Source organism: Streptomyces sp. NPDC054796, assembly GCF_053611545.1.
In genome coordinates this window covers 58,831-81,678 of record NZ_JBSHAO010000036.1, presented here as the reverse complement: position 1 = coordinate 81,678, position 22,848 = coordinate 58,831, and the positions used below count along the sequence as shown (strand labels likewise).

19 protein-coding genes are annotated in these 22,848 nt (G+C 73.2%); 12 read left to right on the top strand and 7 right to left on the bottom strand.

Features of this window, described 5'->3' with window-relative positions; translation table 11 throughout:
- Positions 1-23: 23 nt before the first annotated feature.
- From ACWGJ2_RS26735 to ACWGJ2_RS26715, 5 genes are all read right to left on the bottom strand, one after another.
- A complete protein-coding gene (locus ACWGJ2_RS26735) occupies positions 24-938 on the bottom strand; it encodes a DUF5336 domain-containing protein (protein WP_453348780.1) in 915 nt (304 codons plus the stop codon).
- 161 nt (positions 939-1,099) lie between these two features.
- Positions 1,100-2,032, bottom strand: coding sequence for an N-acetylmuramoyl-L-alanine amidase (locus tag ACWGJ2_RS26730; RefSeq protein ID WP_453348779.1), 933 nt, complete (start codon positions 2,030-2,032; stop codon positions 1,100-1,102).
- A 181-nt stretch (positions 2,033-2,213) separates the two neighbouring features.
- The gene (locus ACWGJ2_RS26725) at positions 2,214-2,582 is read right to left on the bottom strand and encodes a YciI family protein (protein ID WP_453348778.1); all 369 of its coding nucleotides are present in this window, start codon (positions 2,580-2,582) and stop codon (positions 2,214-2,216) included.
- Between the two features lie 143 nt (positions 2,583-2,725).
- Positions 2,726-5,488: an ATP-binding protein gene (locus tag ACWGJ2_RS26720; protein WP_453348777.1), complete on the bottom strand. Its 2,763-nt coding sequence runs from the start codon at positions 5,486-5,488 to the stop codon at positions 2,726-2,728.
- 118 nt (positions 5,489-5,606) lie between these two features.
- A complete protein-coding gene (locus ACWGJ2_RS26715) occupies positions 5,607-6,260 on the bottom strand; it encodes a class I SAM-dependent methyltransferase (protein WP_453348776.1) in 654 nt (217 codons plus the stop codon).
- Positions 6,261-6,455: 195 nt separating this feature from the next.
- On the opposite strand from ACWGJ2_RS26715, the gene ACWGJ2_RS26710 reads away from it, so the two are divergent.
- The 9 genes from ACWGJ2_RS26710 to ACWGJ2_RS26670 all read left to right on the top strand — a co-directional run bounded on the left by ACWGJ2_RS26710 (position 6,456) and on the right by ACWGJ2_RS26670 (position 17,518).
- Positions 6,456-8,774, top strand: coding sequence for an acyl-CoA dehydrogenase (locus tag ACWGJ2_RS26710; protein ID WP_453348775.1), 2,319 nt, complete (start codon positions 6,456-6,458; stop codon positions 8,772-8,774).
- A gap of 61 nt (positions 8,775-8,835) precedes the next feature.
- The gene (locus tag ACWGJ2_RS26705) at positions 8,836-10,068 is read left to right on the top strand and encodes a lipid-transfer protein (protein WP_453348774.1); all 1,233 of its coding nucleotides are present in this window, start codon (positions 8,836-8,838) and stop codon (positions 10,066-10,068) included.
- A 99-nt stretch (positions 10,069-10,167) separates the two neighbouring features.
- Positions 10,168-10,917 carry a molybdopterin-dependent oxidoreductase gene (locus tag ACWGJ2_RS26700; protein ID WP_453348773.1) on the top strand — a complete coding sequence of 250 codons (750 nt, stop codon included), beginning with the start codon at positions 10,168-10,170 and terminating at the stop codon, positions 10,915-10,917.
- 16 nt (positions 10,918-10,933) lie between these two features.
- Positions 10,934-11,656 (top strand): cytochrome b/b6 domain-containing protein, encoded by a 723-nt coding sequence (locus ACWGJ2_RS26695; RefSeq protein WP_453348772.1) that lies wholly within the window; start codon positions 10,934-10,936, stop codon positions 11,654-11,656.
- 69 nt (positions 11,657-11,725) lie between these two features.
- Positions 11,726-13,336 carry an MFS transporter gene (locus ACWGJ2_RS26690; RefSeq protein WP_453348771.1) on the top strand — a complete coding sequence of 537 codons (1,611 nt, stop codon included), beginning with the start codon at positions 11,726-11,728 and terminating at the stop codon, positions 13,334-13,336.
- Positions 13,320-14,126, top strand: a complete 807-nt coding sequence (locus ACWGJ2_RS26685; RefSeq protein ID WP_453348770.1) for an SDR family NAD(P)-dependent oxidoreductase — start codon at positions 13,320-13,322, stop codon at positions 14,124-14,126. Before ACWGJ2_RS26690 ends, ACWGJ2_RS26685 begins: the two co-directional genes overlap by 17 nt.
- Positions 14,127-14,402: 276 nt before the next feature.
- A complete protein-coding gene (locus ACWGJ2_RS26680) occupies positions 14,403-15,272 on the top strand; it encodes a MaoC/PaaZ C-terminal domain-containing protein (protein ID WP_453348769.1) in 870 nt (289 codons plus the stop codon).
- Positions 15,273-15,425: 153 nt separating this feature from the next.
- A complete protein-coding gene (locus ACWGJ2_RS26675; protein ID WP_453348768.1) occupies positions 15,426-16,502 on the top strand; it encodes an alcohol dehydrogenase catalytic domain-containing protein in 1,077 nt (358 codons plus the stop codon).
- 83 nt (positions 16,503-16,585) lie between these two features.
- Positions 16,586-17,518 carry a 3-oxoacyl-ACP reductase gene (locus tag ACWGJ2_RS26670; protein ID WP_453348767.1) on the top strand — a complete coding sequence of 311 codons (933 nt, stop codon included), beginning with the start codon at positions 16,586-16,588 and terminating at the stop codon, positions 17,516-17,518.
- Positions 17,519-17,580: 62 nt separating this feature from the next.
- On the opposite strand, the gene ACWGJ2_RS26665 is transcribed toward ACWGJ2_RS26670, so the two are convergent.
- Positions 17,581-17,784, bottom strand: a complete 204-nt coding sequence (locus tag ACWGJ2_RS26665; RefSeq protein WP_453348766.1) for a hypothetical protein — start codon at positions 17,782-17,784, stop codon at positions 17,581-17,583.
- 73 nt (positions 17,785-17,857) lie between these two features.
- A complete protein-coding gene (locus ACWGJ2_RS26660; RefSeq protein ID WP_453348765.1) occupies positions 17,858-19,141 on the bottom strand; it encodes a hypothetical protein in 1,284 nt (427 codons plus the stop codon).
- A 679-nt stretch (positions 19,142-19,820) separates the two neighbouring features.
- Between ACWGJ2_RS26660 and ACWGJ2_RS26655 the strand changes: the two genes are divergently transcribed.
- The 3 genes from ACWGJ2_RS26655 to ACWGJ2_RS26645 are packed head-to-tail and all read left to right on the top strand — an operon-like array spanning position 19,821 to position 22,638.
- On the top strand, positions 19,821-20,705 hold the full coding sequence (locus ACWGJ2_RS26655) for a Nif3-like dinuclear metal center hexameric protein (RefSeq protein WP_453348764.1): 885 nt from the start codon (positions 19,821-19,823) through the stop codon (positions 20,703-20,705).
- Positions 20,702-21,445 (top strand): zinc ribbon domain-containing protein, encoded by a 744-nt coding sequence (locus ACWGJ2_RS26650; protein WP_453348793.1) that lies wholly within the window; start codon positions 20,702-20,704, stop codon positions 21,443-21,445. Before ACWGJ2_RS26655 ends, ACWGJ2_RS26650 begins: the two co-directional genes overlap by 4 nt.
- Positions 21,445-22,638, top strand: a complete 1,194-nt coding sequence (locus ACWGJ2_RS26645; RefSeq protein WP_453348763.1) for a bifunctional RNase H/acid phosphatase — start codon at positions 21,445-21,447, stop codon at positions 22,636-22,638. Before ACWGJ2_RS26650 ends, ACWGJ2_RS26645 begins: the two co-directional genes overlap by 1 nt.
- Positions 22,639-22,848 lie beyond the last annotated feature (210 nt).

Here is a 22,848-nt window from a genome sequence, read left to right as displayed (position 1 = left end):
GGGACAGGCGGGTGGGCGCGGGGTCAGCCGCGTTGGATGCCCGAGGTGTCCTGGAGGACGCCGCGGCGGCCGTCCTGGGTCTGCGCGACGAGCGCCTGCCCGCGCTGCTCGACCGCGAGGTACCAGGTGCCGGGCGCCAGCTCGGCCACCGGCTGCGGCGAGCCGTCCTCACCGAAGAGCGGACGCGCGACCGGAACGGCGAACCAGAAGGGCTGGAAGTTCGGGTCCGGGGCACCCCCGCCCGCCGCCGGACCACTCTGCTGCGGTTGCGGCTGCCCCGGCTGGGGCTGGCCCGGCTGCGGCTGACCGGCCTGCGACGCGCCCGGGTACCCGTAGCCACCCGGCTGCCCCGGCTGCCCCGGCTGCGCGCCGAACGGACCCGGCTGACCGGGCTGCGCGCCCGGGTAGCCGTAGCCCGCCTGGGGCTGGCCCGGCTGGCCGCCGTACGGGGTCGGCTTCGGGCGCGGCGCGCTCAGGAGCGGGGCCTTCAGTGCCGGGATCGCCGAGCCGAGCACACCTGCGGCGGCGAAGACGAGCGCGAAGAGGATGGTCAGCCAGGCGCCCACGCCGAACCCGACCCGCTCGTTGAGGTCGACGCCCTGCTCGCCCTCCGGGAACATCGTCGAGAACATCGACCAGATCGCCGCCCAGGCGACCGTGACCGAGAGCGCGGAGCCCCACTGGTCCAGGCCGAGGCCGAGCAGCTTGCGGCCCTCCGGCAGGGCACGGGCCGCGACGGACAGACCGGCCACGATGAGCGCGAGCAGGTGGACCGTCGGCAGCAGCGGGAAGGTCACGGGCGACCAGGCTGACCAGTCGCAGCTGTCGCCGGTGCACTCGTCTGTGACGGCGAAGAACGGCAGGAAAGAAGCGATCAGCAGCAGCACCGCTGCACCGATCACCGCACCATCGCCTCTGGTGAGCGAGCGGATGTTCACGTGGGGTCCTTAGTCGGTCTTGTGGTCAGTGTGTCTGCCGGGGGTGAGCACCCCATCGTACGGACGACACTATGGGCCGGTCCGGCGGGTCGTCCCGGGAATTCCGGCCGACCCGGCGGCCGTCACCCACCGCTGGTGCCCGTGCTCCCCGTGTGCGGCGGCTACCGCTTCCCGGTCAGGTACGCCGCGATGCCGTCCGCGACGCCCTGAGCCGCGCGACCGCGCCACTTCGGGTTGGTGAGCAGCCCGGCATCCTCCGCGTCGCGCATGTTGCCACACTCGAGGAACACCTTGGGGACCGTGCTGAGATTGAGACCTCCCAGGTCGCCCCGGGTCTTCAGACCCTTGCCGTCGCCCATGTAGTTCGCGGGCCGCTCGCCCGTGGCGCCCCGGAACGCGTCCACCAGGGCGCGGCCCAGCCGCTCCGACGGCTCGACGATGGCCGACGTGTCCGCCTCCCCGTCGCGGACCTGTGCGGGGAGGATCACATGGAAGCCGCGGTTGCCGACGGGGGCGCCGTCCGCGTGCAGCGAGACGACGGCGTCCGCCTTCTTCTCGTTGCCGGTCCTGGCCCGCTCGTCCACGCACGGCCCGTACTCCCGGTCCCCGTCGTGCGTGAACGCGACGGTCGCGCCCCGCTTCTCCAGGTCGCTACGGACCCGGTGTGCGAGATCGAGGGTGAACTCGGCCTCCGCGTAGCCGTCGTTGGTCGCGGTGCCCGTGGTGTCGCACTCCTTCTTGCCCGTCCCGATGTCGACGAGGCGTGCGATCTCGTCCGGGTGGTCGCGGTTGTTCGGGTTGTGCCCGGGGTCGATCACCACGGTCTTCCCCTCGAGGGACCGCGCCTCCGGGGCCTGTTTCCCCTGCTTCCCCTGATCCCCCTGCTCCGGGGCCTTGTCCGAGCCCTTGTCCTCCCCGTCCGTCTTCTTCGCGGGGGCGTGCGCTGTGGCGTCGTCGTCGCGGGTCGTCGACTGCCATACGAGCCGGCCCGCGGTGCAGGCGGCCAGCAGCACCGCGAGGACGAGCCCTACGACGAGGGCGCGGGGCAGCCACCAGGGCCGTCGGGGCGGGGGGAACAAGCTTCCGTTCGACACGCGGGCGACTCTAGATGATGGATCCCTAATGATCTTGTGCGGCGACCCGGTGCCCTGGCTTCGGCGAACGGACCCGGCGAACGGACCCGGCGAACGGACGCAGCGAACGGACCCCCGGTGAGCGTGGCCGTATCGCGGCCGTGTCGCGGCCGGCGGCGGGTCAGGCCGCCGACCGGACCGTTCATGCGCCGGGCTCCTCCTGGAGGGCACGCACCTCGACCCTGCTCCGCAGCGCACGCGAAGCCTGCTTGGTCCATTCGATCGCGACGTCTTCGTTCTCGGCCTCGATGATCCAGAAGCCGCCGAGGTACTCCTTGGCCTCGACGAACGGGCCCGGTGTGAGGACGGGGCTGTCACCGGAGTAGTCCACCGTGGTCGCGCTCGACGGCGGCTGCAAACCGCCGGCGGTCACGAACGCGCCCGCCTCCTGGAGGGCGGTGTTGAACGCACCGACCTCGGCGATCATCTCCTGCAACTCCGCGGGGTCCATGCTCTCCATCGTCGGTTCCTCGGCGGCGTCGTGAGGGAGGCTCAGAAAGTACTGCGTCATGCTCGTCTCCTCGTCATCGGCGTTGCTCCGCGGCCGACGGCCGCTGCCTTGCTGCCTTGATGCAGGAAACGCTATGCGGGGCTCCCCAGTGCCGTATCGGTCATCGTGACCGGTGTCCGGGACCCGATGACTGGCGTCGGCCGTCAGACGAGGCCGGCCAGCTCGGCGCGACCGGTGACGCCGAGTTTCGGATACGCCTTGTAGAGGTGGTGGCCGACGGTCCGTGGACTGAGGAAGAGCTGTGCGGCGATCTCCTTGTTCGTCCGACCGGTGGCGGCCAGCCGTACGACCTGCAACTCCTGCGGGGTCAGCAGGGTGAGCGGGCCGCTGCGCCGAGGCTCGTCGCCCCGCTCGCCGAAGGCGGCCAGCTCGCCGCGCGCACGCTCGGCCCAGAGCCGCGCGCCGAGGCCCTCGAACGCGGACACCGCCGCCGCGAGATGGGCGCGGGCCTCGGTACGGCGGCGCCGGCGGCGCAGCCACTCGCCGTAGACGAGCTGGGTACGGGCACGCTCGTAGGGGCCGCCGTGCCGCTCCTGGAGCCGCAGGGCCTCGGCGTACAGCGCGTCGGCGTGGGCGTCGGTGTCGCCTTCGCCTTCGGTGTCGCTTTCGCCGTCGTCGGCCAGCAGGGCCCGGCAGCGCAGTACGAGTCCGGTGGCGACCGGGCGGTCGACGTGCTCGGCCCAGTGCCGGAACGCCGCCAGCGGTCCGTGGGCGCGATCCGGCCTGCCGCCGCGCACGGCGGCCTCCACCAGATCCGGCACAGCGCGGACCAGGAGGTCGCGGCTCGCGGGGCCCCGGCACACCCTCTCCAGCCGGTCGCACGCTTCCCCGAACCGCCGCGCTGAGAGGTCGAGCATGCCGAGACCCCAGTCCGCGATCTCGGCATTGATGTGCTGCCGGGCCCGGACCCGCGGGAGCACCTCCTCGGCAAGGGCTCGGCAGCGTGGCTCGTCACCCGACACGGCGTGCAACCACACCTCCACCGACCGGTGCGCCAGGTGCTCGGTCGTGTTCCCGAGTTCGGCGCTCACGGACGCGCCTTCCGCCACACACGCGCGGGCGTCCGCGAACTCACCGCGGAACAGCCGCGCCACGGCGAGCACGTTCAGGGTGTACGGGACCCACCCCAGAGCGCCGGTCGCCCGCACTTCGGCCAGCATGTCCTCGGCCCCGGCGACGACGTCGTCGTCGTCCGCGATCATGAGCCCGCCCAACCCGGCCGTCACGCGGTGCATCAGGTCGTTCCCGCCGCCGCGTGTGGCGGTGCGGAGAGCGCGCATCGGGCCGACGGCCTTCTCCGGGCGTCCGGCGAACAGCTCCGCCCACCCGAGAAGGGCGGCGACCACCGGTGCCCAGTGCTCCGGCGGGGTGAACCCGCGCATCTGATCCGCCGCACGCTGGAGCAGGTCGTGCGCCGCTCCGTGCCGGGCGGCGTGCGCTGCCTCGAAGAACGTGAGCGCGGCGCGCTCCGGATCGGTGTCGCGCACCAGCGCGGCGGCCTCGATCGTCAGCTCCGCGTCGGCCCGCGGGGAGGTGCGTTCGTACTCGACGGCGCCACGCGTATAGATGGCGTCGGTCCGGATGCCGGGGTCGGTGGTGAGCGAGAGCGCTTCGGCCGCCAGCCGGGCGGCGCGGTCGGCCTTGCCCGCGTCGAACGCGGCCTGGCTTGCCCGCGCGATACGCCGGGCCTTCAGCTCCCGGTCGGCGCTGAGCCGCCCCGCGCGGTCGTATGCGGCGGACACCGCCATCGCGCCGCCCCGGTGCCAGGCCCGCTCCGCCGCACCTTCGAGTTCGGCGGCCACCGCCTCGTCGGGGGCGGTGGTGGCAGCGGCGAGGTGCCACGCCCGGCGGTCCGCTTCGGCCTCCGCGCCCAGCACGTCGGCGTACGCGCGATGTACCTCGATCCGCTGGTGCAGCGGCGCGTCCTGGTAGGCGGCTGCCCGTACCAGAGGGTGGCGGAACGTGATCCGGCTGTCGATCCGGAGCAGCCGCTCGCGTTCGGCGGGCGCCAGGTCGCCGGGGGTGCCACCGAGGGCTTCGATCACGTGCAGGATCGTCGCGAGCGGCGCCGCCGTGTCGGCCGCCGCCGCCAGAAGCGCGCGTCGGGTGGGTTCGGGAAGCTCGACGATCTGACGGCGGAACGCCTCCTGCACACGGCGGGCCACCGGCAGCGGGCCGACCTGCTCGGCCGGGTCGGAGTCCTCGGCATCGCGTGCCGCGTGCCGCGACGACCCCAGCTCGATGATCGCCAGAGGATTGCCGCCGGACTCCGCGAGGACCCGGTTCCGCACCGGTTCGACGAGTTCCGGCGCGTGGTCGTCCAGCAGCCGGGCGGCATCGGGCGCGGCGAGGCCGGACAGATCCACGGCCTCGACGCCCGCGATGTCCAACGGCGCCGACGTCTCGCGCACCGCTAACAGCATCGCGATCGGGTCGGCCACGAAGCGGCGGGCCGCGAACAACAGCGCCTCCACGGAGCCCTGGTCGAGCCATTGCAGATCGTCGACCACGCACAGCAGAGGGGCGTCCTCGGCCAGATCGGCGAGCAACGACAGGGCGCCGGCGGAGATCAGGAACCGATTGGCCTCGTCCCCCTCGGCCAGGCCGAAGGCGCACCGCAGCGCCGTGGCCTGGGGAGCGGGCAGGGCTTCCAGCCGGTCCAGGTGCGGGAACAGGAGCTGGTGCAGTCCGCCGTACGCCAGCTCGGAGTCGGACTCGACCCCCGCCCCGCGCACGACGCGCATGCCGCCCCCGGCTTCGGCGATCGACACGGCGTGGTCGAGAAGGACCGATTTCCCGATGCCCGCCGCGCCCCGCAGCGCCAGCACGCCGCTGCGCCCGTCGCGCGCGTCCGTCAGCAGGCGTTGAATCCGCGCTAACTCGACGTCCCTTCCCACCAGCGACATGCGGTCCCCCTAGATGATTGATTTCTGGGCTTTCAGTGGTCGTCACAGAACATGTGAAGCGTGGTGAGGAGGCGGTGCGGAAGGTGTCTGCCGCACAAGATCAACAGGAGTCGGCCGGCTAGCCGTTCGTGCGGCGGAGGACGCGGAGGGAGTGCGTCGCGGAGACCTCCGTGAACGTGCCGGAGTGCAGGGCGCGGCGGTAGATGCGGAAGGGTGCCTGGCCGCCGTCGGCCGGGTCGGGGAAGACGTCGTGGATCACCAGCAGCCCGCCGGGGGCGAGATGGGGTGTCCAGCCCTCGTAGTCCGCCCTCGCGTGCTCGTCCGTGTGGCCGCCGTCGATGAAGACGAGCCCCACCTGGCCGCCCCACGCGGCGGCCACCGCGGGCGAGCGCCCGACGACGGCGATCACATGGTCCTCCAGCCCCGCCGCGTACAGCGTGCGCCGGAACGTCGGCAGCGTGTCCATGCGGTCGACGACCGGGTCGACGACCTCCGGGTCGTGGTACTCCCACCCCGGCTGCTGCTCCTCGCTGCCCCGGTGGTGGTCGACGGTGACCGCGCTGACCCCCGCCTCGCGTGCCGCGTCGGCGAGCAGCAGCGTCGAGCGCCCGCAGTACGTGCCGACCTCCAGCAGCGGCAGCCCCAGCCGGGACGCCTCGACGGCCGCCGCGTACAGCGCGAGGCCCTCGTCGAGGGGCATGAACCCCTTCGCTGCCTCGAACGCGGCGACGGTCTCGTCCTTGGGACGCGGGGGTGGGGGCGACGGGGACATCTCTCTCCGTTTCTCTCCGCGCGCCGTTCCCGGACGTACCCGGCACGGACGTGCGGCGCGCGGCGCGGCATCGGTCGCGGACCATGCTGCCGTACGGGTGCGTCTTCCCGTCGCCGGGGCGGCAGGGGAGGCAGGGGGCAGGGAGTCCCGTTTCTGACCTTCCGTCAGAATGAAACGTGTTCTACTGTGCCCCGCATGGGCATCGGGATCACTCAGGAGCAGAGGGAACTGGCCGAGGCCGTACGGGGATGGGCCGGGCGCGCCGTGCCGCCCGAAGCGCGGCGCAAGCTGCTGGACGAGCCGCCCGAGCCCGGCGCGCGCCCCGCGTACTGGGAGTCCCTGGCCGTACAGGGCCTGCTCGCCCCGCACCTGCCGGAGGCGGACGGCGGGGGCGGCGGCGGGCTGCTGGACCTCGCCGTCGTGCTGGAGGAGACAGGGCGGGCCGGGCTCCCGGGACCGTATCTGCCCAGCGTGCTGGCCGCCGAGGCGCTGCACAGGGCGGGTTTCGGCACGCTCGTACGGGCGCTCGCGGGCGGCGAGCTGATCGGCGCCGTCGCGCTGGGCACCGGCTCGCTGACCGCGACGCCGACCGCCGACGGCGACTGGGTGCTCGACGGCACCGCGCCGCCCGTCCTCGGCGGCGCGCAGGCGGACATCCTGCTGCTCGCGGCACGCACGGGGCCGGGGGACGGCTCCGGTCCCGGTTCCGGTCCCGGCTCCGGTTCGGGTTCCGGTTCGAGATCGGATTCCGGGGGCACGGTCCGGCTGGCCGTCGACGCGGACGCCCTGGCCGTACGCGCGCAGGCGGGCGCCGACCCGCTGCGCCCGACCGCCGAGGTCACCGCGCGCGACGTGACCGTCCCCGCCGCGCGCCTGCTCTTCCACGGCGAGGAAGCGGCGCACCCCGACCCCGATCCGGTGCCCGATCTGGCGCGGCTGCTGCTGTCGGCCGAGGCGTGCGGCGTCGCCGCGTGGGCGGTCGAGACGGCCGCCGAACACGCCAGGAACCGCGAGCAGTTCGGCCGTCCCATCGGCCAGTTCCAAGGCATCAAGCACCTGTGCGCCGACATGCTCGTACGCCTGGAACAGGCGCGGGCCCTCACCTGGGACGCGGCCAGGGCGGCGGCCGAGGAGACGGCGGCCCCGTCCGGCGCACACGACAACGGGGACGCCGCACGGGTGCGTGCGCTGGCCGTCGCGCTCGCCGCGAGCACCGCGCCGGAGGCGGCGTACGAGTGCGCGAAGGACTGCGTGCAGATCCTCGGCGGCATCGGATTCACCTGGGAGCACGACGCGCATCTGTATCTGCGCCGCGCCCTCGTCGCACGCCAGCTCATCGGCACCGCGTCGACGCACCATCTGCGCGCCGTCCGTCTCGCCGCCGCGGGCGCGCGCCGCGAGCTGCGGATGGAGCTGCCCGCCTCGGCCGAGCCGTACAGGGAGCGGGCCCGCACCGTGCTGGAGCCGGTCAAGGGGCTCGACCCCGCGTCCGTACGGCGCAAGCTGGCCCCCACCGGCTACGCGGCGCCGCACCTCCCCGAGCCGTACGGGCTCGGCGCCGGACCCGTGCGGCAGCTCGCCGTCCAGCAGGAGCTGGCGGACGCCGGGGTACGCGTCAGCGACCTCGGCATCGGCACCTGGGTGGTGCCCTCGCTCATCAGCTACGGGACGGAGGCGCAGCGCGAACGCCATCTGCCGCCCACGCTGCGCGGCGACGTCCTCTGGTGCCAGCTCTTCTCCGAGCCGGGCGCGGGCTCCGACCTCGCCTCCCTCCGTACGCGGGCCGAGCGCGCCGAGGACGGAAGCTGGCGCGTGACAGGGCAGAAGGTGTGGACATCGGCCGCGCAGTGGGCGGACTGGGGCATCCTGCTCGCCCGTACGGACCCGGGGGCGCCCAAGCACAAGGGGCTGACTTACTTCCTCGTCGACATGAAGAACACGCCGGGCATCGACATACGCCCCCTCAAGGAGATGACCGGGGACTCGCTGTTCAACGAGGTCTGGTTCGACGGAGCTCCGCTGCCGGCCGACGCCGTCGTCGGCGAGGTGGACGACGGGTGGCGGGTCGCCCGGCACACCCTCGGCAACGAGCGCGTCCACATGGCCGACCAGCTCACCTTCGGCACCGGCCTCGAAGCCCTGATCCGGCGCACGGTGGCGCCCGTCGTGGACGACACCGTGCGCGCCCGCGTCGGGGCGCTGGCCGCCGAGGCGCACGCGCTCGCCTGCGTCGGGATGCGGACGACGCTGGCCCAGGTCTCCGGCCTGGAACCCGGCGCGGGCGCCAGCGTCCGCAAGCTCGTCCAGACACCGCACCAGCAGAAGGTCGTCGAGCTGGCGCTCGAACTCCTAGGCCCCGAGGGCGCGTTGGCGGAGGGGGCGGGGGAGCGGGCCGTGCACGGGGTACTCATGTCGCGCTGTCTGACCATCGCGGGAGGCACCACGCAGATCCAGCGCAACGTCGTCGCGGAACGGCTGCTCGGCCTGCCTCGCGACCCCGAACCGGGGTCGTAGGACACCGCCGTCCCGCTCCGCCGACTCCACTTCGTTCGACCTCGTGAGGAGCGTGCACACCATGGCTGGCAAGACGGGTGGCAAGGCGTACATCGTCGGCGTCGGGACGACGAAGTTCGAGAAGCCCGAGACGCGCGACTGGCAATACTGGGACATGGCCCGGGAAGCGGGCGCCGGGGCGCTGGAGGACGCCGGTGTGCCGTACGGCCTCGTCGAGCAGGCACCGGTCGGGTACTGCTACCAGGCGTCGACGGCGGCGCAGCGCGCCGTGTACGAGCTGGGCCTGACCGGCATCCCCGTCTACAACGTCAACAACAACTGCGCGACGGGGTCCACGGCACTGATGATGGCCCGTCAGTTCGTGGCCTCCGGGCTCAATGACTGCGTCCTCGCGCTGGGCTTCGAGAAGATGAAGAAGGGCTCCCTGGGCGGCGGTTCGGGCTCGGGTTCCGGTTCCGGCTCCGGTTCCGGCGACTTCGCGACGTCCCCCGTCGCACGGCACTACGGGATCATGGCGGCCCGGCACGGCTTCGAGATGTCCCCGCCCACCGCGCAGATCTTCGGCAACGCGGCCCGCGAGCACATGGAGCGGTACGGCACCACGGCCGAACAGCTCGCCGCCGTCGGGGAGAAGAACCACCGCCACTCGGCGGCCAATCCGCAGGCCCAGTTCCAGGACGTCTACAGCCTGGACGAGATCCTCGGCTCGCGTACCGTCCACGAGCCGCTGACCAAGCTCCAGTGCTCGCCGACCTCCGACGGCTCGGCCGCCGCCGTCGTCGCCTCGGAGCGTTTCGTGGCCGAACACGGCCTGGCGGACCGCGCCGTGGAGATCGCGGGGCAGGCCATGACGACGGACACCGAGGAGTCCTTCGCCTCCGGCTCCTGCATCGACGTGGTCGGCAAGCCCATGTCGCGCGCCGCTGCCGAGCGGGTCTACGAGGAGTCGGGGCTGGGCATCGAGGACGTGGACGTCATCGAGCTGCACGACTGCTTCTCCGTCAACGAACTGCTCACGTACGAGGCCCTGGGCATGTGTCCCGAGGGCGGCTCGGGCAAGCTCGTCGCCGACGGCGCGACGACGTACGGCGGGCGCTGGGTCGTCAACCCCTCCGGCGGACTGATCTCCAAGGGGCATCCGCTCGGCGCCACGGGCATCGCGCAGTGCGCGGAGCTGGTCAGGCAGCTGCGCGGCGAGGCGGACGTCCGCCAGGTCGACGGCGCGCGGGTGGGCCTGGCCCACAACATCGGACTGGGCGGCGCGGCGGTCGTGACGATGCTGCGCAGGGGGTGAGCGCGAGCGGTCCCCCCTGGCCCCTGACGGGGATGACGGAACGGTGACGGCCGCCCGTCGTCCCTGGCATCCGGGCCGTGCCGGTGCTCGAATCGAGGGGTGACCCCACAAGGCGACCCCACCGAAGGAACCGTGGCCGACGGGCAGGGCGCCCCCGTCGGGCGGCGCCTGGTCCTCGGCATGCTCGGGCTGGGCGCGGGCGGCCTCGTCGCCGCGCCCTACGCGCAGCGCGCACTGGAGACCGTCCTGGGCTCCGTCTCCGATAAGGACCCCACGGGCGTCACGGGCCTGCTCCCCAACGGCGGCGGGTTCCGCTACTACTCCGTCGCCTCCTCGGTACCGCACCGGGACGAGAGCGACTACAGGCTCACGGTCGACGGCCTCGTCGAGCGGCCCCGCCACTACGGGCTCGCCCAACTGCGCGCGCTCCCGCAGGAGCGCATGGTGCGCGACGTGCAGTGCGTGACGGGGTGGCGGGTGCCCGACACGCCGTTCGAGGGCGTCCGGCTCGCGCGGCTGCTCGACGCGGCAGGCGTACGGGACGAGGCCACCGCCGTCCGCTTCACCTGCTTCGACGGCGCCTACAGCGAGAGCCTCACGCTGGAGCAGGCCCGTCGCGCCGATGTGCTCGTCGCGCTGCGCATGCGGGACGAGCCGCTCAGCCACGCGCACGGCGGGCCAGCGCGGCTGTACGTCGCGCCCATGTACTTCTACAAGTCGGCGAAGTGGCTCTCCGGCATCACCCTCACCCGCGAAGTGCGGCCCGGCTACTGGGAGAAGCGCGGCTATGACATCGACGCCTGGGTCGGCCGGTCCAACGGACGCGACGACGTCCCCACCGCCACCTGATCCCGCGCCCGCGCCCATGTCCGTGCCCGTACCCGATGCGCGCGAGCCCCGCCTCACGCGCTTCACCCGCGCCGAACGCTGGGCGCACCACGCCACGGGCGCCCTCTTCGGCCTGTGTGTGGGCACGGCCCTGTGCCTCTACGTGCCGGGCCTGGCCCAGCTCGTCGGGCGCCGCCGGCTGATGGTGACCCTGCACGAGTGGTCCGGGCTGCTGCTGCCCGCGCCCGTCCTGCTCGGGCTGGCCTCGCGCGCCCTGCGGGCCGACCTGCGCCGCCTCAACCGCTTCGCGCCCCACGACCGCCGCTGGCTGCGCGCCGCGCTGCTGCGGCGCCGCCGCCCGGTGCCCGCGTTCGCGCCGCAACTCGCCCCCGGGCCCGGCAAGTTCAACGCCGGCCAGAAGGTCTACGCGGCCTGGCTCGCCGGTGCGGTGCTGGTGATGACGGCCACGGGTCTGATGATGTGGTTCACGCACCTGACCCCGCTGCTCTGGCGCACGAGCGCGACCTTCGTCCACGACTGGCTCGCCCTCGCGATCGGCCTGGCCCTCCTCGCCCACATCGGCCTCGCCTACGCCGACCCCGAGGCCCGGCGCGGCATCCGCACCGGCACCGTCGCACGTCCGTGGGCCCGCCGCGAACACCCGCTCTGGGAGCGGGAGGAGCGGGAGGAGTGGGAGGAGTGGGCGGGGCGGACCGGTGCGCCCGAGGCGGCCGAGAAGCGAGAGGGGCCCGGGACCTAGGTCCACCGGTCTGCCGCCTGGGGCGATGTGCCGGTGTGTGTGCCGTGCGCCGGATGCGAGCATGGCGAGATGGCCCAGTCCTCGTCCCCATCCGAAAGCGGTTCCTCCTCCGGCATATCCGAGTCCGGCATATCCGAGTCCGGCATATCCGACGGCGGGAACGGTTCCCGCCGCACGGCCCCGCACCTGTGGGCGGTGGTACTCGCCGCCTGCGCCGGGCAGTTCCTCGTCGTGCTCGACATCTCCGTCGTCAACGTCGCCCTGCCCTCGATGCGCGGGGACCTGGGGCTCAGCGGGGTCGGGCTCCAGTGGGTGGTCAACGCGTACACCCTCACCTTCGCCGGGCTGCTGCTGCTCGGCGGCCGGGCCGGCGACCTCTACGGGCGCAAGCGGACGTTCCTCGTCGGCCTCGGCCTCTTCACCGCGGCGAGCCTCGCGGGCGGCGTCGCACAGGAGCCGTGGCAGCTCGTCGCCGCGCGGGCCGTGCAGGGCATGGGCGCGGCGGTACTGGCCCCGGCGACGCTGACGATCCTGACGACCACGTTCCCCGAGGGCGCGGCGCGCACCCGCGCCATCGCCACGTGGTCGGCGGTCGGCGCGGGCGGCGGCGCCGCCGGCGGCCTCGTCGGCGGGCTGCTCACCGACGCGCTCTCCTGGCGCTGGGTGCTGCTGATCAACGTGCCGGTCGGCGCCCTCGTGCTGCTGGCCGCCGCGGTGTGGGTGGCCGAGAGCCGCGAGGACGCGGCACGCCGCAGGCTCGACGTGCTCGGCGCCGTGCTGGTCACGGGCGGGCTCGGGGTGGTGGCCTACGGGATCGTGCGGACCGAGTCCCTCGGCTGGGCCGCGCTCGGCTCGCTCGGGCCGCTGGCGGCCGGGCTGGTGCTGCTCGCCCTGTTCGTCCTGGTGGAGGCGCGCACGGCGGAGCCCCTGATCCCGCTGAAGCTGTTCCGGCTGCGGTCGGTCTCGGCGGCGAACCTCGCCATGTTCGTGTGCGGTGCCGCGATGTTCTCGATGTGGTACTTCGTGTCGCTCTATATGCAGAACGTGCTGCACTTCACGCCCGTACAGGCCGGGCTCGGCTTCCTGCCGCAGTCCTTCAGCATCGTCGTCGCCTCCAAGTCGGCGCCGCTGCTGATGCGGCGCGTCGGGAGCAGGAGCGTCGCTGTGGGAGGCGCCGCGCTCGGGTGCGTGGGCTATGTGTGGCAGAGCGGCATGCACGCGGGCGGCGGTTATCTGGAGACGGTGTGCGGCCCCGGTGTGCTGATCGCGCTCGGCGCCGGTTTTCTGGCGACGCCGCTCGCCTCCGTGGCCACCGAGGGCGCCGCAGCGCGCGACGCGGGGCTCGTCTCGGGCCTGGTCAACACCTCGCGGACCATGGGCGGCGCGCTGGGCCTCGCCGTGCTCTCGACGGTCGCGGCCTCCCGCATCGACCACGGCTCGGGCGAGAGCCCGGCCACCCTCGCCTCCGGCTACGGGCTGGCGTTCCTCACGGGTGCGGGGATCCTCTTCGCCTGCGTGGTATTCATGATCCTCGCCCTGCCCCGCGGGCGCGACGGGCACGACAAGCGTGACGGAGCCGGGCCGCGCGGACAGCAGCACGACGAGCAAGCCGAAGCGGCCGAAAAGGCCGGAGAAGACGGAGAAGGGGAACGGGAAGCCGCGGATGCCACCAGCCGATGACCCCACGCCGCCAGGCGTCCCCGCCCCCTTCCCCGCGACCGGCCGCCGCGTCCTGGTCAGCGGCGCCTCGCGCGGGCTCGGCCGGGCGCTGGCCCGCGCGTTCGCCCGCAACGGCGACCGCGTCGCCGTCCACTACGGCACGCGCCGCGCGGAGGCCGAGGAGACCCTCGCGGGACTCGAAGGCGCGGGCCACATCCTCCTCGGCGCCGACATCGCCGACCCCGCGCAGGCCGCGCGCCTGGTGGACGACGCGGCACGCGAGCTGGACGGCCTCGACGTCCTCGTCAACAACGCCGCCGTCAACACCCCGCACCCGCCCGCCCGTTCCTCGTACGAGGAGTGGACGGCGGCCTGGCAGCAGCACACCGCCGTCAACCTCCTGGGCGCCGCCTGGCTCAGCCACCGCGCGGCCCACCACATGACCGAAGCGGGCCGGGGCGGGCGCATCGTCAACATCGGCTCGCGCGGCGCGTTCCGCGGCGAGCCCGACCACCCCGCCTACGGCGCGACGAAGGCCGCGGTGCACGCGCTGGGCCAGTCGCTGGCCGTCGCGCTGGCGCCGCACCGCATCGCGGTGGCCTCCGTCGCGCCGGGCTTCTTCGCGACGGAGCGGGTCGCGCACCGGCTCACGGGGGCCGAGGGCGAGGCGATCCGCGCGCAGAGCCCGTACGGGCGTGTCGCGAGCGCCGAGGAGATCGCCGAGGCGGTGCTCTGGCTGGCCTCACCGGCGGCCGAGTGGAGCTCCGGCACGGTGCTGGACGTCAACGGGGCCTCGTACCTGCGGACTTGAGGCGGCCCGCAGGCTGCTTCCCGCGCGCTACGGGCACGTCGCGCACACGTATCTGACGCGGCGTCAGGGGGGTTCCCAAGTCCAGGACCGTGCGTTATACAGGAGGCCATCGGTTAGAACGTGTTCTTGTTCCGGTGCCGTTCGGCCGATCCGGAGCGACCCCGGCACGGCCGACGGTGCGGACGGCCGTGCCGGGGTCTTCGTACTCGGCGCAGCGCCCCCGCACCGTCGCACCCCCGCCCGTCAGGAGCCGAGGACCCGAGGAGCCGAAGCCCCATGCCCATCGACGCAGAGAAGGCCGTCGCGGCCGAGCCGCGCAGGACCGAGATCTCCTGGGACCACAAGGACGTCCAGCTCTACCACCTGGGCCTCGGCGCGGGCGTGCCCGCGACCGACCCCGCCGAACTGCGCTACACGCTGGAGAGCAAGCTGCACGTCCTGCCCAGCTTCGCCACCGTCGCGGGTGCGGGCATGGGCGTCATGGGCGGGATGGCGGCCCCCGGCATCGAGGTGGACCTCGCCGCCGTGCTGCACGGCTCGCAGCGCGTCGAGACGCACCGGCCCATCCCGGTCAGCGGCGAGGCCGTGCTCACGGCGCGCGTCGCCGCCGTCTACGACAAGGGCAAGGCAGCCGTCATCGTCCTGCGTACCGAGGCGGCCGACGAGGAGGGGCCGCTGTGGACGTCCGAGTCCCAGATCTTCGTACGGGGCGAGGGCGGCTTCGGCGGCGAACGCGGCCCCTCGCAGCGCTTGGAGGCACCCGAGGGTGCCCCTGACCATGTCGTGGACCGCCCGGTGCGCGAGGACCAGGCGCTCCTCTACCGGCTCTCGGGCGACTGGAACCCGCTGCACGCCGACCCCGAGTTCGCCGCCCTCGCGGGCTTCGAGCGGCCCATCCTGCACGGGCTGTGCTCGTACGGGATGACGCTCAAGGCCGTCGTCGACACCGTGCTCGGCGGCGACGTGAGCCGGGTCAGGAGCTTCGCCGCGCGCTTCGCCGGGATCGTCCACCCCGGCGAGACGCTCCGGGTGCGGATGTGGGAGGGCGGAGCGGAGGGGGAGAAGGGCCGCGTCCAGCTGACCGTCGGCGCGGTCGAGCGGGACGAGGCGCCGGTGCTGGCCGACGCGGTCGTCACGTACGCGTAGCACCCGTATCCGCACCCGCAGCGCCCCCCCGGAACCCGCACCGGCACCGGCACCGACACACGCAGCACCCCGCACCCGCAGCACCCCGCACTCGCACGCAGCACACCCGCCATTCCTTCGTCCGCACCACACACGCGCGAAAGGAGCCGCCCCGTGCGCGCAGCCGTACTGCACGAGACAGGCCAGGACAAGCTGGAAGTCCTCGACGACGTCGAGGCGGTGGGCTTCGGCCCCGGCAAGGTCAAGCTCCGCATCAAGGCCACCGGGCTGTGCCACTCCGACCTCTCCGCGATGAGCGGGGTGCTGCCGCAGCCGGCGCCCTTCGTCCCCGGACACGAGGGCGCGGGCGAGGTCGTCGAGGTGGGGGAGGGGGTGACCACGCTCAGCGCAGGGGACCGGGTGCTGGTCAGCTGGCTGCCCGCCTGCAACGCCTGCCCCTCCTGCCGCAGGGGCCAGCCGCACCTGTGCCTCGCCGGGTTCATGAACGCGGGGGTGCCCAACTTCCGTCGCCCCGGCGGCGACGTGTTCGGCTTCGCGGGCACGGGCACCTTCGCCGAGGAGGTCGTCGTGGACGCGGCCTGCGCGGTGCCGGTGCCCGACGACCTGCCCTACGAGGTCGCGGCCCTCATCGGCTGCGGCGTCACCACGGGCCTGGGCGCGGCCATCAACACGGCCCGGGTGGAGGCCGGTTCGTCCGTGGCCGTGGTCGGCTGCGGCGGCGTCGGCATCAGCGCCATCCAGGGCGCCCGCGCCTGCGGAGCCGCGCAGATCGTCGCCGTCGACCCCGTCGCGTCGCGGCGCGAGGCGGCACTGCGCTTCGGCGCGACGGAGGCCGTCGAGCCCGGCGAACTGGCCGGTGCCAAGAGCCGGATCACGGGCGACGAGGGCTTCGACTATGTCTTCGAGGTGGTCGGCAAATCGGCGACCGCGCGCACCGCGTACGAGGCGACGCGACGCGGCGGCACCCTCTGCGTGGTCGGCGCGGGCGCCGCCGACGACTTCCTCCAGATCAACATGTTCGAGCTGTTCTTCGACGAGAAGCGCATCCTGCCCTCCCTCTACGGCGGCGGGGACGTGCTCCGCTCCTACGAGCGCGCCATCTCGCTCTGGCGCTCAGGCCGCATCGACCTGGAAGGGCTGATCACCCACCGGGTGCGCTTCGAGGACATCAACGAGGCGATCACGCAGATGCGTACGGGCGAGGCGCTGCGCACCTGCATCTCGTTCTGAGCCGCCCTCACGCCTTACGCTTCACGCGTCCGCGTCACGTCATGAGCCCACGAGCCCACGAGCCTTCGGAGGAGACCCGGGATATGAGTGTGCAGGGGAAGACCGCCATCGTCACCGGCGCGGGCCGCGGGCTCGGGCGGGCCGAGGCGCTGGAGCTGGCGAAGCTCGGCGCGAACGTCGTCGTCAACGACTACGGACAGCCGGGCCGCGACGGCTCAGGAACCGCCTCGGCCGCGCCAGCCGAGGACGTCGTCGCCGAGATCCGGGCAGCGGGCGGCCAGGCCGTCGCGCACCTGGGCGACGTGGCGGACTTCGCACAGGCCGGGGAACTGGTCCAGTTGGCCGTCGACACCTACGGCGCGCTCGACATCCTGGTCAACAACGCGGGCATCCTGCGCGACAGGATGGTCTTCTCGATGAGCGAGGACGAGTGGGACTCGGTCATCCGCGTCCATCTGAAGGGCCACTTCAACACGACCCACTTCGCCGCAGCGCACTGGCGGGAGCGGTCGAAGGCGGCGGGCGGGCCCGTCTACGGGCGGATCGTCAACACCTCGTCGGAGGCGTTCGTCGCGGGCTCGCCGGGCCAGCCCAACTACGCGGCGGCGAAGGGCGGGATCGTCGGCCTGACGACGTCCACGGCTTCCGCGCTCGCCAAGTACGGCGTGACGGCCAACGCGATCTGCCCGCGCGCCCGCACCCGCATGACGGAGGACGTGTTCCAGGGCTTCGAAGTGCCCGAGGCAGGGCTCGACCCGCTCGCCCCGGAACATGTCGCGCCGCTCGTCGGATATCTCGCCTCTCCCGCCGCGGCGAAGGTCAACGGGCAGTTGCTCGTCGTGCACGGCGGCATGGTCGCGCTGCTCGAACGTCCGCGGGTGGCGGCGAAGTTCGACACCGCAAAGGAGGTATTCACCTTCGCGGAACTGGACGAACTGCTGACTCCGTATTTCGCCGACCGGCAGCCGCACGAGACCTTCGCCGCGGGTGAGGTGCTCGCCCTCAAAAAGGACTGAATCCCGAAAGGGCGCAAGTTCCCCGAGCCTCCGAGGGGCGTGGGCGCGGGCCCGGGTGTACGTCAGGCCGCCGTATCGGTCCTGGCCTGTGCCTGCGACTGTGCCTGCGCGGCGACGCCGTCCGCCTGCTGGTCACCGTCCTGTACGGGGCGGCGGTGGCGGCCCTGCGCGGGCAGCTGGCTCTCCTCCGAGCCTGCGGCTGGCCCTCTGTGCTTGCCGCGCCCCGAATTCCGCTCGGTGGGTGCGCCGGTCTGGGTCTCGGACATTGCGAAGTAACTCCGTGGATCTCTTTGCTGCCGTCGTACCCGGCCAGAGTTTAACGAGGATACGGATCTTCCCTCACGCCGTCCGGGTGGTGAGCGGAGCCTGCTGGAGCGGTACGGGTTTGTACGCCTCGGGCCTCGCTGCGGGGTTTCCGCATTCCCCCGCGTCCGCGCCCGAATCCTGTTGTTGCAGGGGCGTGACATTCCGTACGGAGAATGAGACCTGCGTCTCCTCGGCCATCTCCTCGGCGCCCTCCGCTTTCCCCGTGCAGCGCGGCGTCGCCCCCACGCGCATGGGGGCCGGCGGCCTCTCGTCGGCCTCCGGCTCGGGGACCCGCAGCCGGGCCAGCCCGCACGGGGTGGCGGGCGTCGAGTACGGGAGCCGCAGTTCGCCGTCCTCTGTGCACATGCCGTGGCCCGTCAGCCAGCCGTCGGGCGCCGCGAACTGCCGCAGCCGCCGCAGCGAGGGCCGCCACGTGGCCAGCCATGTGCCGTTGGGCCCGTCCACGCGCAGCGCCACCGCGCAGCTCTCCGGCAGCAGCACCTGACGTGGCTGCACGGCGAACGGGGTCAGCCGCACGCCCTGCGGGTGCAGCACCTCGGGGAAGCGGACCGGGCGATGGCTGCCCAGCACGCCCCAGCCGAGGCGGTCGTGCCCCGGTGCGTCGGACCGCAGCAGGAGCAGGCCGCTGTCCGGGTCGGCCAGCAGCAGCCGGTCCTGGCTGTCCTCCGTGATCTGGAGCAGCGGGGTGACGGCGCCGTGCGCGCCGAGATCGACGGCGACGGTCTTGGTGACCGCGCCCTGCGTACGGTCCAGCGCGAGCAGCCGGCCCGCGCGGTCCAGCCAGGCGCCGCCCGCGCAGTGCCCCGGCACGTCCGCGACCCGCTCGGGGCGTCCGGCGGGGCCGCCCGCGATCAGCCAGACGCCCGTGGAGCGGCCGTCGGGTGCGGGGACGAGTGCGTAGGCGCGACGGCCGCAGGGTGCGGGGGGCAGCAGGGTGAGCCGCCCCGACTCGACGGAGCCCAGCGGGAGTTCGCCCGTGCCGGGGCCTGTCGGGTAGAGCAGTGCGAGCAGATGGCGCTCCGCGGTGGGGCGCGCGATGAGCACGCGCCCGTCGGCGAGGGGGAGCACCTGGGCGTCCGGCTCCTCCGGCTGGCGGCCTGGGAGGGGAACGGCGTAGGGCTCGGGGCCGTCGAGGGTCCAGCGTTCCGGGTACGAGTTGTTTGTGCCGGCCGAGGTGGTGAGGCGCGCCGCGTAGGAGCCGTCGGTGGCGGCGGTGAAACTGGTGTGGGCCGGTGCGGGTGTGGCTCTGGCGTCTTCTCCGTCGCCCGGAGCGGCTTCGAGGGCACAGGCAGTCATGGGTCGATCACCTCCAGTGGCGAAGCTATGCGTCGTACGTCCGGGCGAACAACGCGTGTTGAGCCGCTTCACGCGTACGGGTGGAGGTTTGCCCGTTCCCTTGGCGCGGGGCGCGGCGCTGTGCGGGGCCCCTTCGCGGGGCTGCGGAAGGAAACGGGGGGTTGCCGGTTCGTCGGGGGTGTTGCGCGGGACGGTTCACCGGTGTGGTGGGCACCGTAGGGTCCCGCGCTGATTTTTGTGCCGCTGCACGCAGTGGGGTGGTGGGGCGCCGTCGTTTTTCGGGTGCGGGCCGGTGGCTTCGGTGCGGTGTGTGGTTGCGGTGCGGTGTGGCTGGCGCCGCGTGGTTCTTGGTTTGTGCTGGTGGTCGTGTGGGGTGCTGTGTGGTGGGGGTCGGTGCCGTGGTGGGGTGTCTCCTCGGGCGGCGACAAGTGCGGGTCTCGTTTACGGGTTTCTCCCGGCACTCGTCGCCACCACTTGCGGGGACACCCCGCCACGTCCCCTCCCGCCCGGTGGCCACCAGCACCACTGTTGTGGGCAGGCGTTCCGCAGGGCGAGGGGGCACCTCCGAAACCCCAGGGGGCACCCGGTGCGCATGGGGAGAGGAAGGGGAATCGGGGGCTCCCCGGGAAGTGGGGCGGGGGAGAAACAGGGGGTCAGGGCGGAAGGTAGCCTTTCTTGCGTGCCCGCTCTCTCCGATGTCATCGATGCCCTCGACACGCTATGGCCGCGCGCCGGCGCGGAACCGTGGGACGCGGTCGGCACCGTCTGCGGCGATGTCGCCGCGGACGAGACCCAGGTGACGCGCGTCCTCTTCGCCGTGGACCCCGTCCAGGAGATCGCCGACGAAGCCGTCACACTCGGCGCCGAGCTTCTCGTCACGCACCACCCCCTGTATCTGCGCGGTACGACGACCGTCGCCACCGACACCTTCAAGGGGCGGGTCGTGCACACCCTCATCAAGGGCGGCGTCGCCCTGCACGTGGCCCACACGAACGCCGACATCGCCGACCCCGGCGTCTCCGACGCCCTCGCGGGCGCGCTCGACCTGCGCGTCGTGCGCCCGCTGGTGCCGGACAGCACCGATCCGAAGGGGCGCCGCGGGCTCGGCCGGGTCTGTGAGCTGGACCACCCCGTGCCGCTCGCGGAGTTCGCCGAGCGGGTGGCCAGGCGGCTGCCCGCGACGGCGCAGGGCATCCGCGTCGCGGGCGACAAGGACGCGCTCATCCGTACGGTCGCGGTCAGCGGCGGTTCGGGCGACGGCCTCTTCGACGAGGTGCGCGCCGCCGGCGTGGAGGCGTACGTGACCGCTGACCTGCGCCACCACCCCGCCTCCGAGGCCCGCGAGCACTCGCCGCTGGCCCTGCTCGACGCCGCCCACTTCGCCACGGAGTGGCCGTGGTGCGAGCAGGCGGCGGCCCAGCTCGACGCGCTCTCCGACCGGCACGGCTGGGGCCTGCGCACGCATGTCTCCCGTACGGTCACCGACCCCTGGACCGCCCACGCGGCGTCCTCCTGGGGCACCTCTTCCGACGTCCCCAACCTCACCACGGGAGCCCCCAACTGAACGCCGCGCCCGCCGATCAGATCCGCCTTCTCGATGTCCAGGCGCTCGACACGCGCCTGACGCAGCTCGCGCACAAGCGCAAGAACCTGCCCGAGCACGAGGAGATCCAGACGCTGGAGGGTGACCTCACCCAGCTCCGCGATCTGCTCGTCGCCGCGCAGACCGAGGAGAGCGACACCGCCCGCGAGCAGACGAAGGCGGAGCAGGACGTCGACCAGGTGCGTCAGCGCGCCTCCCGGGACCAGAAGCGGCTCGACTCGGGCCTGGTCACCAACCCGAAGGACCTGGAGAGCCTCCAGAGCGAGATCGCCTCGCTGGCCAAGCGCCAGGGCGATCTGGAGGACGTGGTCCTGGAGGTCATGGAGCGCCGCGAGTCCGCGCAGGAGCGGGCCGGGGAGCTGGCGCGGCGCGTCGAGTCGGTGCAGGCGAAGACCGAGGACGCGACGGGCCGCCGTGACGCGGCGCTGGAGACCATCGACACCGAGGTGGCGACGGTGAAGAAGGAGCGCGAGATCGTCGCGGGCTCCGTCCCCGCAGAGCTGCTGAAGCTGTACGAGAAGATCCGCGAGCAGCAGGGCGGCGTCGGCGCGGCCCGGCTGTACCAGCGCCGCTGCGAGGGCTGCCAGCTGGAGCTGAACATCACCGAGATGAACGAGGTCCGCGCCGCGGCGGCCGAGGAGGTCGTGCGCTGCGAGAACTGCCGCCGCATCCTGGTCCGTACGCCGGAGTCCGGCCTCTGATGGGCGCTCGCTCCTTCCTCGTCGAGGCCGACGGGGGCTCGCGCGGCAACCCGGGGCCCGCCGGTTACGGGTCCGTCGTCAAGGACGCGGCGACGGGCGAGACGCTGCGGGAGGCCGCCGAGTACATCGGTGTGGCGACGAACAACGTCGCCGAGTACCGCGGCCTGGTCGCCGGGCTGCGTGCCGCGTACGAGCTGGATCCGGACGCCGACGTGCTGGTGCGCATGGACTCCAAGCTCGTCGTGGAGCAGATGTCGGGCCGCTGGAAGATCAAGCACCCGGACATGAAGCCGCTCGCCGAGGAGGCGAAGGGGATCTTCCCGGCCGGGGCCGTGTCGTACGAGTGGATCCCGCGCGCCAAGAACAAGCACGCCGACCGGCTCGCGAACGAGGCGATGGACGCGGGCAAGCGGGGCGAGCAGTGGTCGCCCGGCGCGTCCACCGCCGAGCTGGAGGCGGCGCCGGAGCCGGAGCCGGTCGCTGGTGCGTCCGGTGCGGGTGCCGTCGAGGGGGACTCCTCCGCTTACGCCGTCACTCCGCCCGCGCGCGGCGGCTGGGGCCCGGACCTGGGCACGCCCACCACCTTCGTGCTGCTCAGGCATGGCGAGACCGTGCTCACCCCGGAGAAGCGCTTCTCGGGGAGCGGCGGGAGCGATCCCGAGCTGTCGGCCGTGGGGAAGCGCCAGGCCAGGGCGGTCGCCGAGTCGCTGGGCGTGCGCGGCACGGTCCAGGCCATCGTCAGCTCGCCGCTGCGCCGCTGCCAGGAGACGGCGGGGACGATCGCGGAGCGGCTCGGCCTGGAGGTCCGTACGGACGAGGGCCTGCGCGAGACCGACTTCGGTGCCTGGGAGGGGCTGACCTTCGGGGAGGTGCGCGAGCGCTACCCGGACGAGCTGGAGGCGTGGCTCGCCTCGCCCGACGCCGAGCCGGCCGGTGGCGGCGAGAGCTTCACGGCCGTCGCGCGCCGCGTCACCCTCGCGCGCGACAAGCTGCTGGCCCGCTACCCGGGCAAGAAGGTCCTGCTGGTCACGCACGTCACCCCGGTCAAGACGCTGGTGCGCCTGGCGCTGGGGGCGCCGCCCGAGTCGCTGTTCCGGATGGAGCTGTCCGCCGCCTCGCTCTCGGCCGTCGCCTACTACGCGGACGGCAACGCCTCGCTGCGTCTTCTGAACGACACCGGTCATCTGAGGTGACCACGGTGACTGCTGTGGCCGAGGTGACAGGTTGACCCGCTGAGCTGACGGCTTCCGCCTGTGCGCCGCTCCATGGCCCCGGTGCCGCGCCCCCCAGGGGCGGGCCGGGGCCTTCGCCGTGCGCGCCCCCTCCAAGCAGGCCGGTCCAAACCGTTGACCCCCTACCGTCTGGTCGGTACGTTCACCGGAATTCACGGCGCCACCCACCAT

Bases quoted from the DNA above. Each gene is read 5' to 3' on its own strand.
- ACWGJ2_RS26720 (WP_453348777.1), bottom strand. From the start codon at position 5,488: ATGTCGCTGGTGGGAAGGGACGTCGAGTTAGCGCGGATTCAACGCCTG.
- ACWGJ2_RS26660 (WP_453348765.1), bottom strand. From the start codon at position 19,141: ATGACTGCCTGTGCCCTCGAAGCCGCTCCGGGCGACGGAGAAGACGCC.
- ACWGJ2_RS26690 (WP_453348771.1), top strand. From the start codon at position 11,726: ATGGCCCAGTCCTCGTCCCCATCCGAAAGCGGTTCCTCCTCCGGCATA.
- ACWGJ2_RS26645 (WP_453348763.1), top strand. From the start codon at position 21,445: ATGGGCGCTCGCTCCTTCCTCGTCGAGGCCGACGGGGGCTCGCGCGGC.
- ACWGJ2_RS26710 (WP_453348775.1), top strand. From the start codon at position 6,456: ATGGGCATCGGGATCACTCAGGAGCAGAGGGAACTGGCCGAGGCCGTA.
- ACWGJ2_RS26715 (WP_453348776.1), bottom strand. From the start codon at position 6,260: ATGTCCCCGTCGCCCCCACCCCCGCGTCCCAAGGACGAGACCGTCGCC.
- ACWGJ2_RS26725 (WP_453348778.1), bottom strand. From the start codon at position 2,582: ATGACGCAGTACTTTCTGAGCCTCCCTCACGACGCCGCCGAGGAACCG.
- ACWGJ2_RS26685 (WP_453348770.1), top strand. From the start codon at position 13,320: ATGCCACCAGCCGATGACCCCACGCCGCCAGGCGTCCCCGCCCCCTTC.
- ACWGJ2_RS26680 (WP_453348769.1), top strand. From the start codon at position 14,403: ATGCCCATCGACGCAGAGAAGGCCGTCGCGGCCGAGCCGCGCAGGACC.
- ACWGJ2_RS26705 (WP_453348774.1), top strand. From the start codon at position 8,836: ATGGCTGGCAAGACGGGTGGCAAGGCGTACATCGTCGGCGTCGGGACG.
- ACWGJ2_RS26665 (WP_453348766.1), bottom strand. From the start codon at position 17,784: ATGTCCGAGACCCAGACCGGCGCACCCACCGAGCGGAATTCGGGGCGC.
- ACWGJ2_RS26695 (WP_453348772.1), top strand. From the start codon at position 10,934: ATGTCCGTGCCCGTACCCGATGCGCGCGAGCCCCGCCTCACGCGCTTC.
- ACWGJ2_RS26670 (WP_453348767.1), top strand. From the start codon at position 16,586: ATGAGTGTGCAGGGGAAGACCGCCATCGTCACCGGCGCGGGCCGCGGG.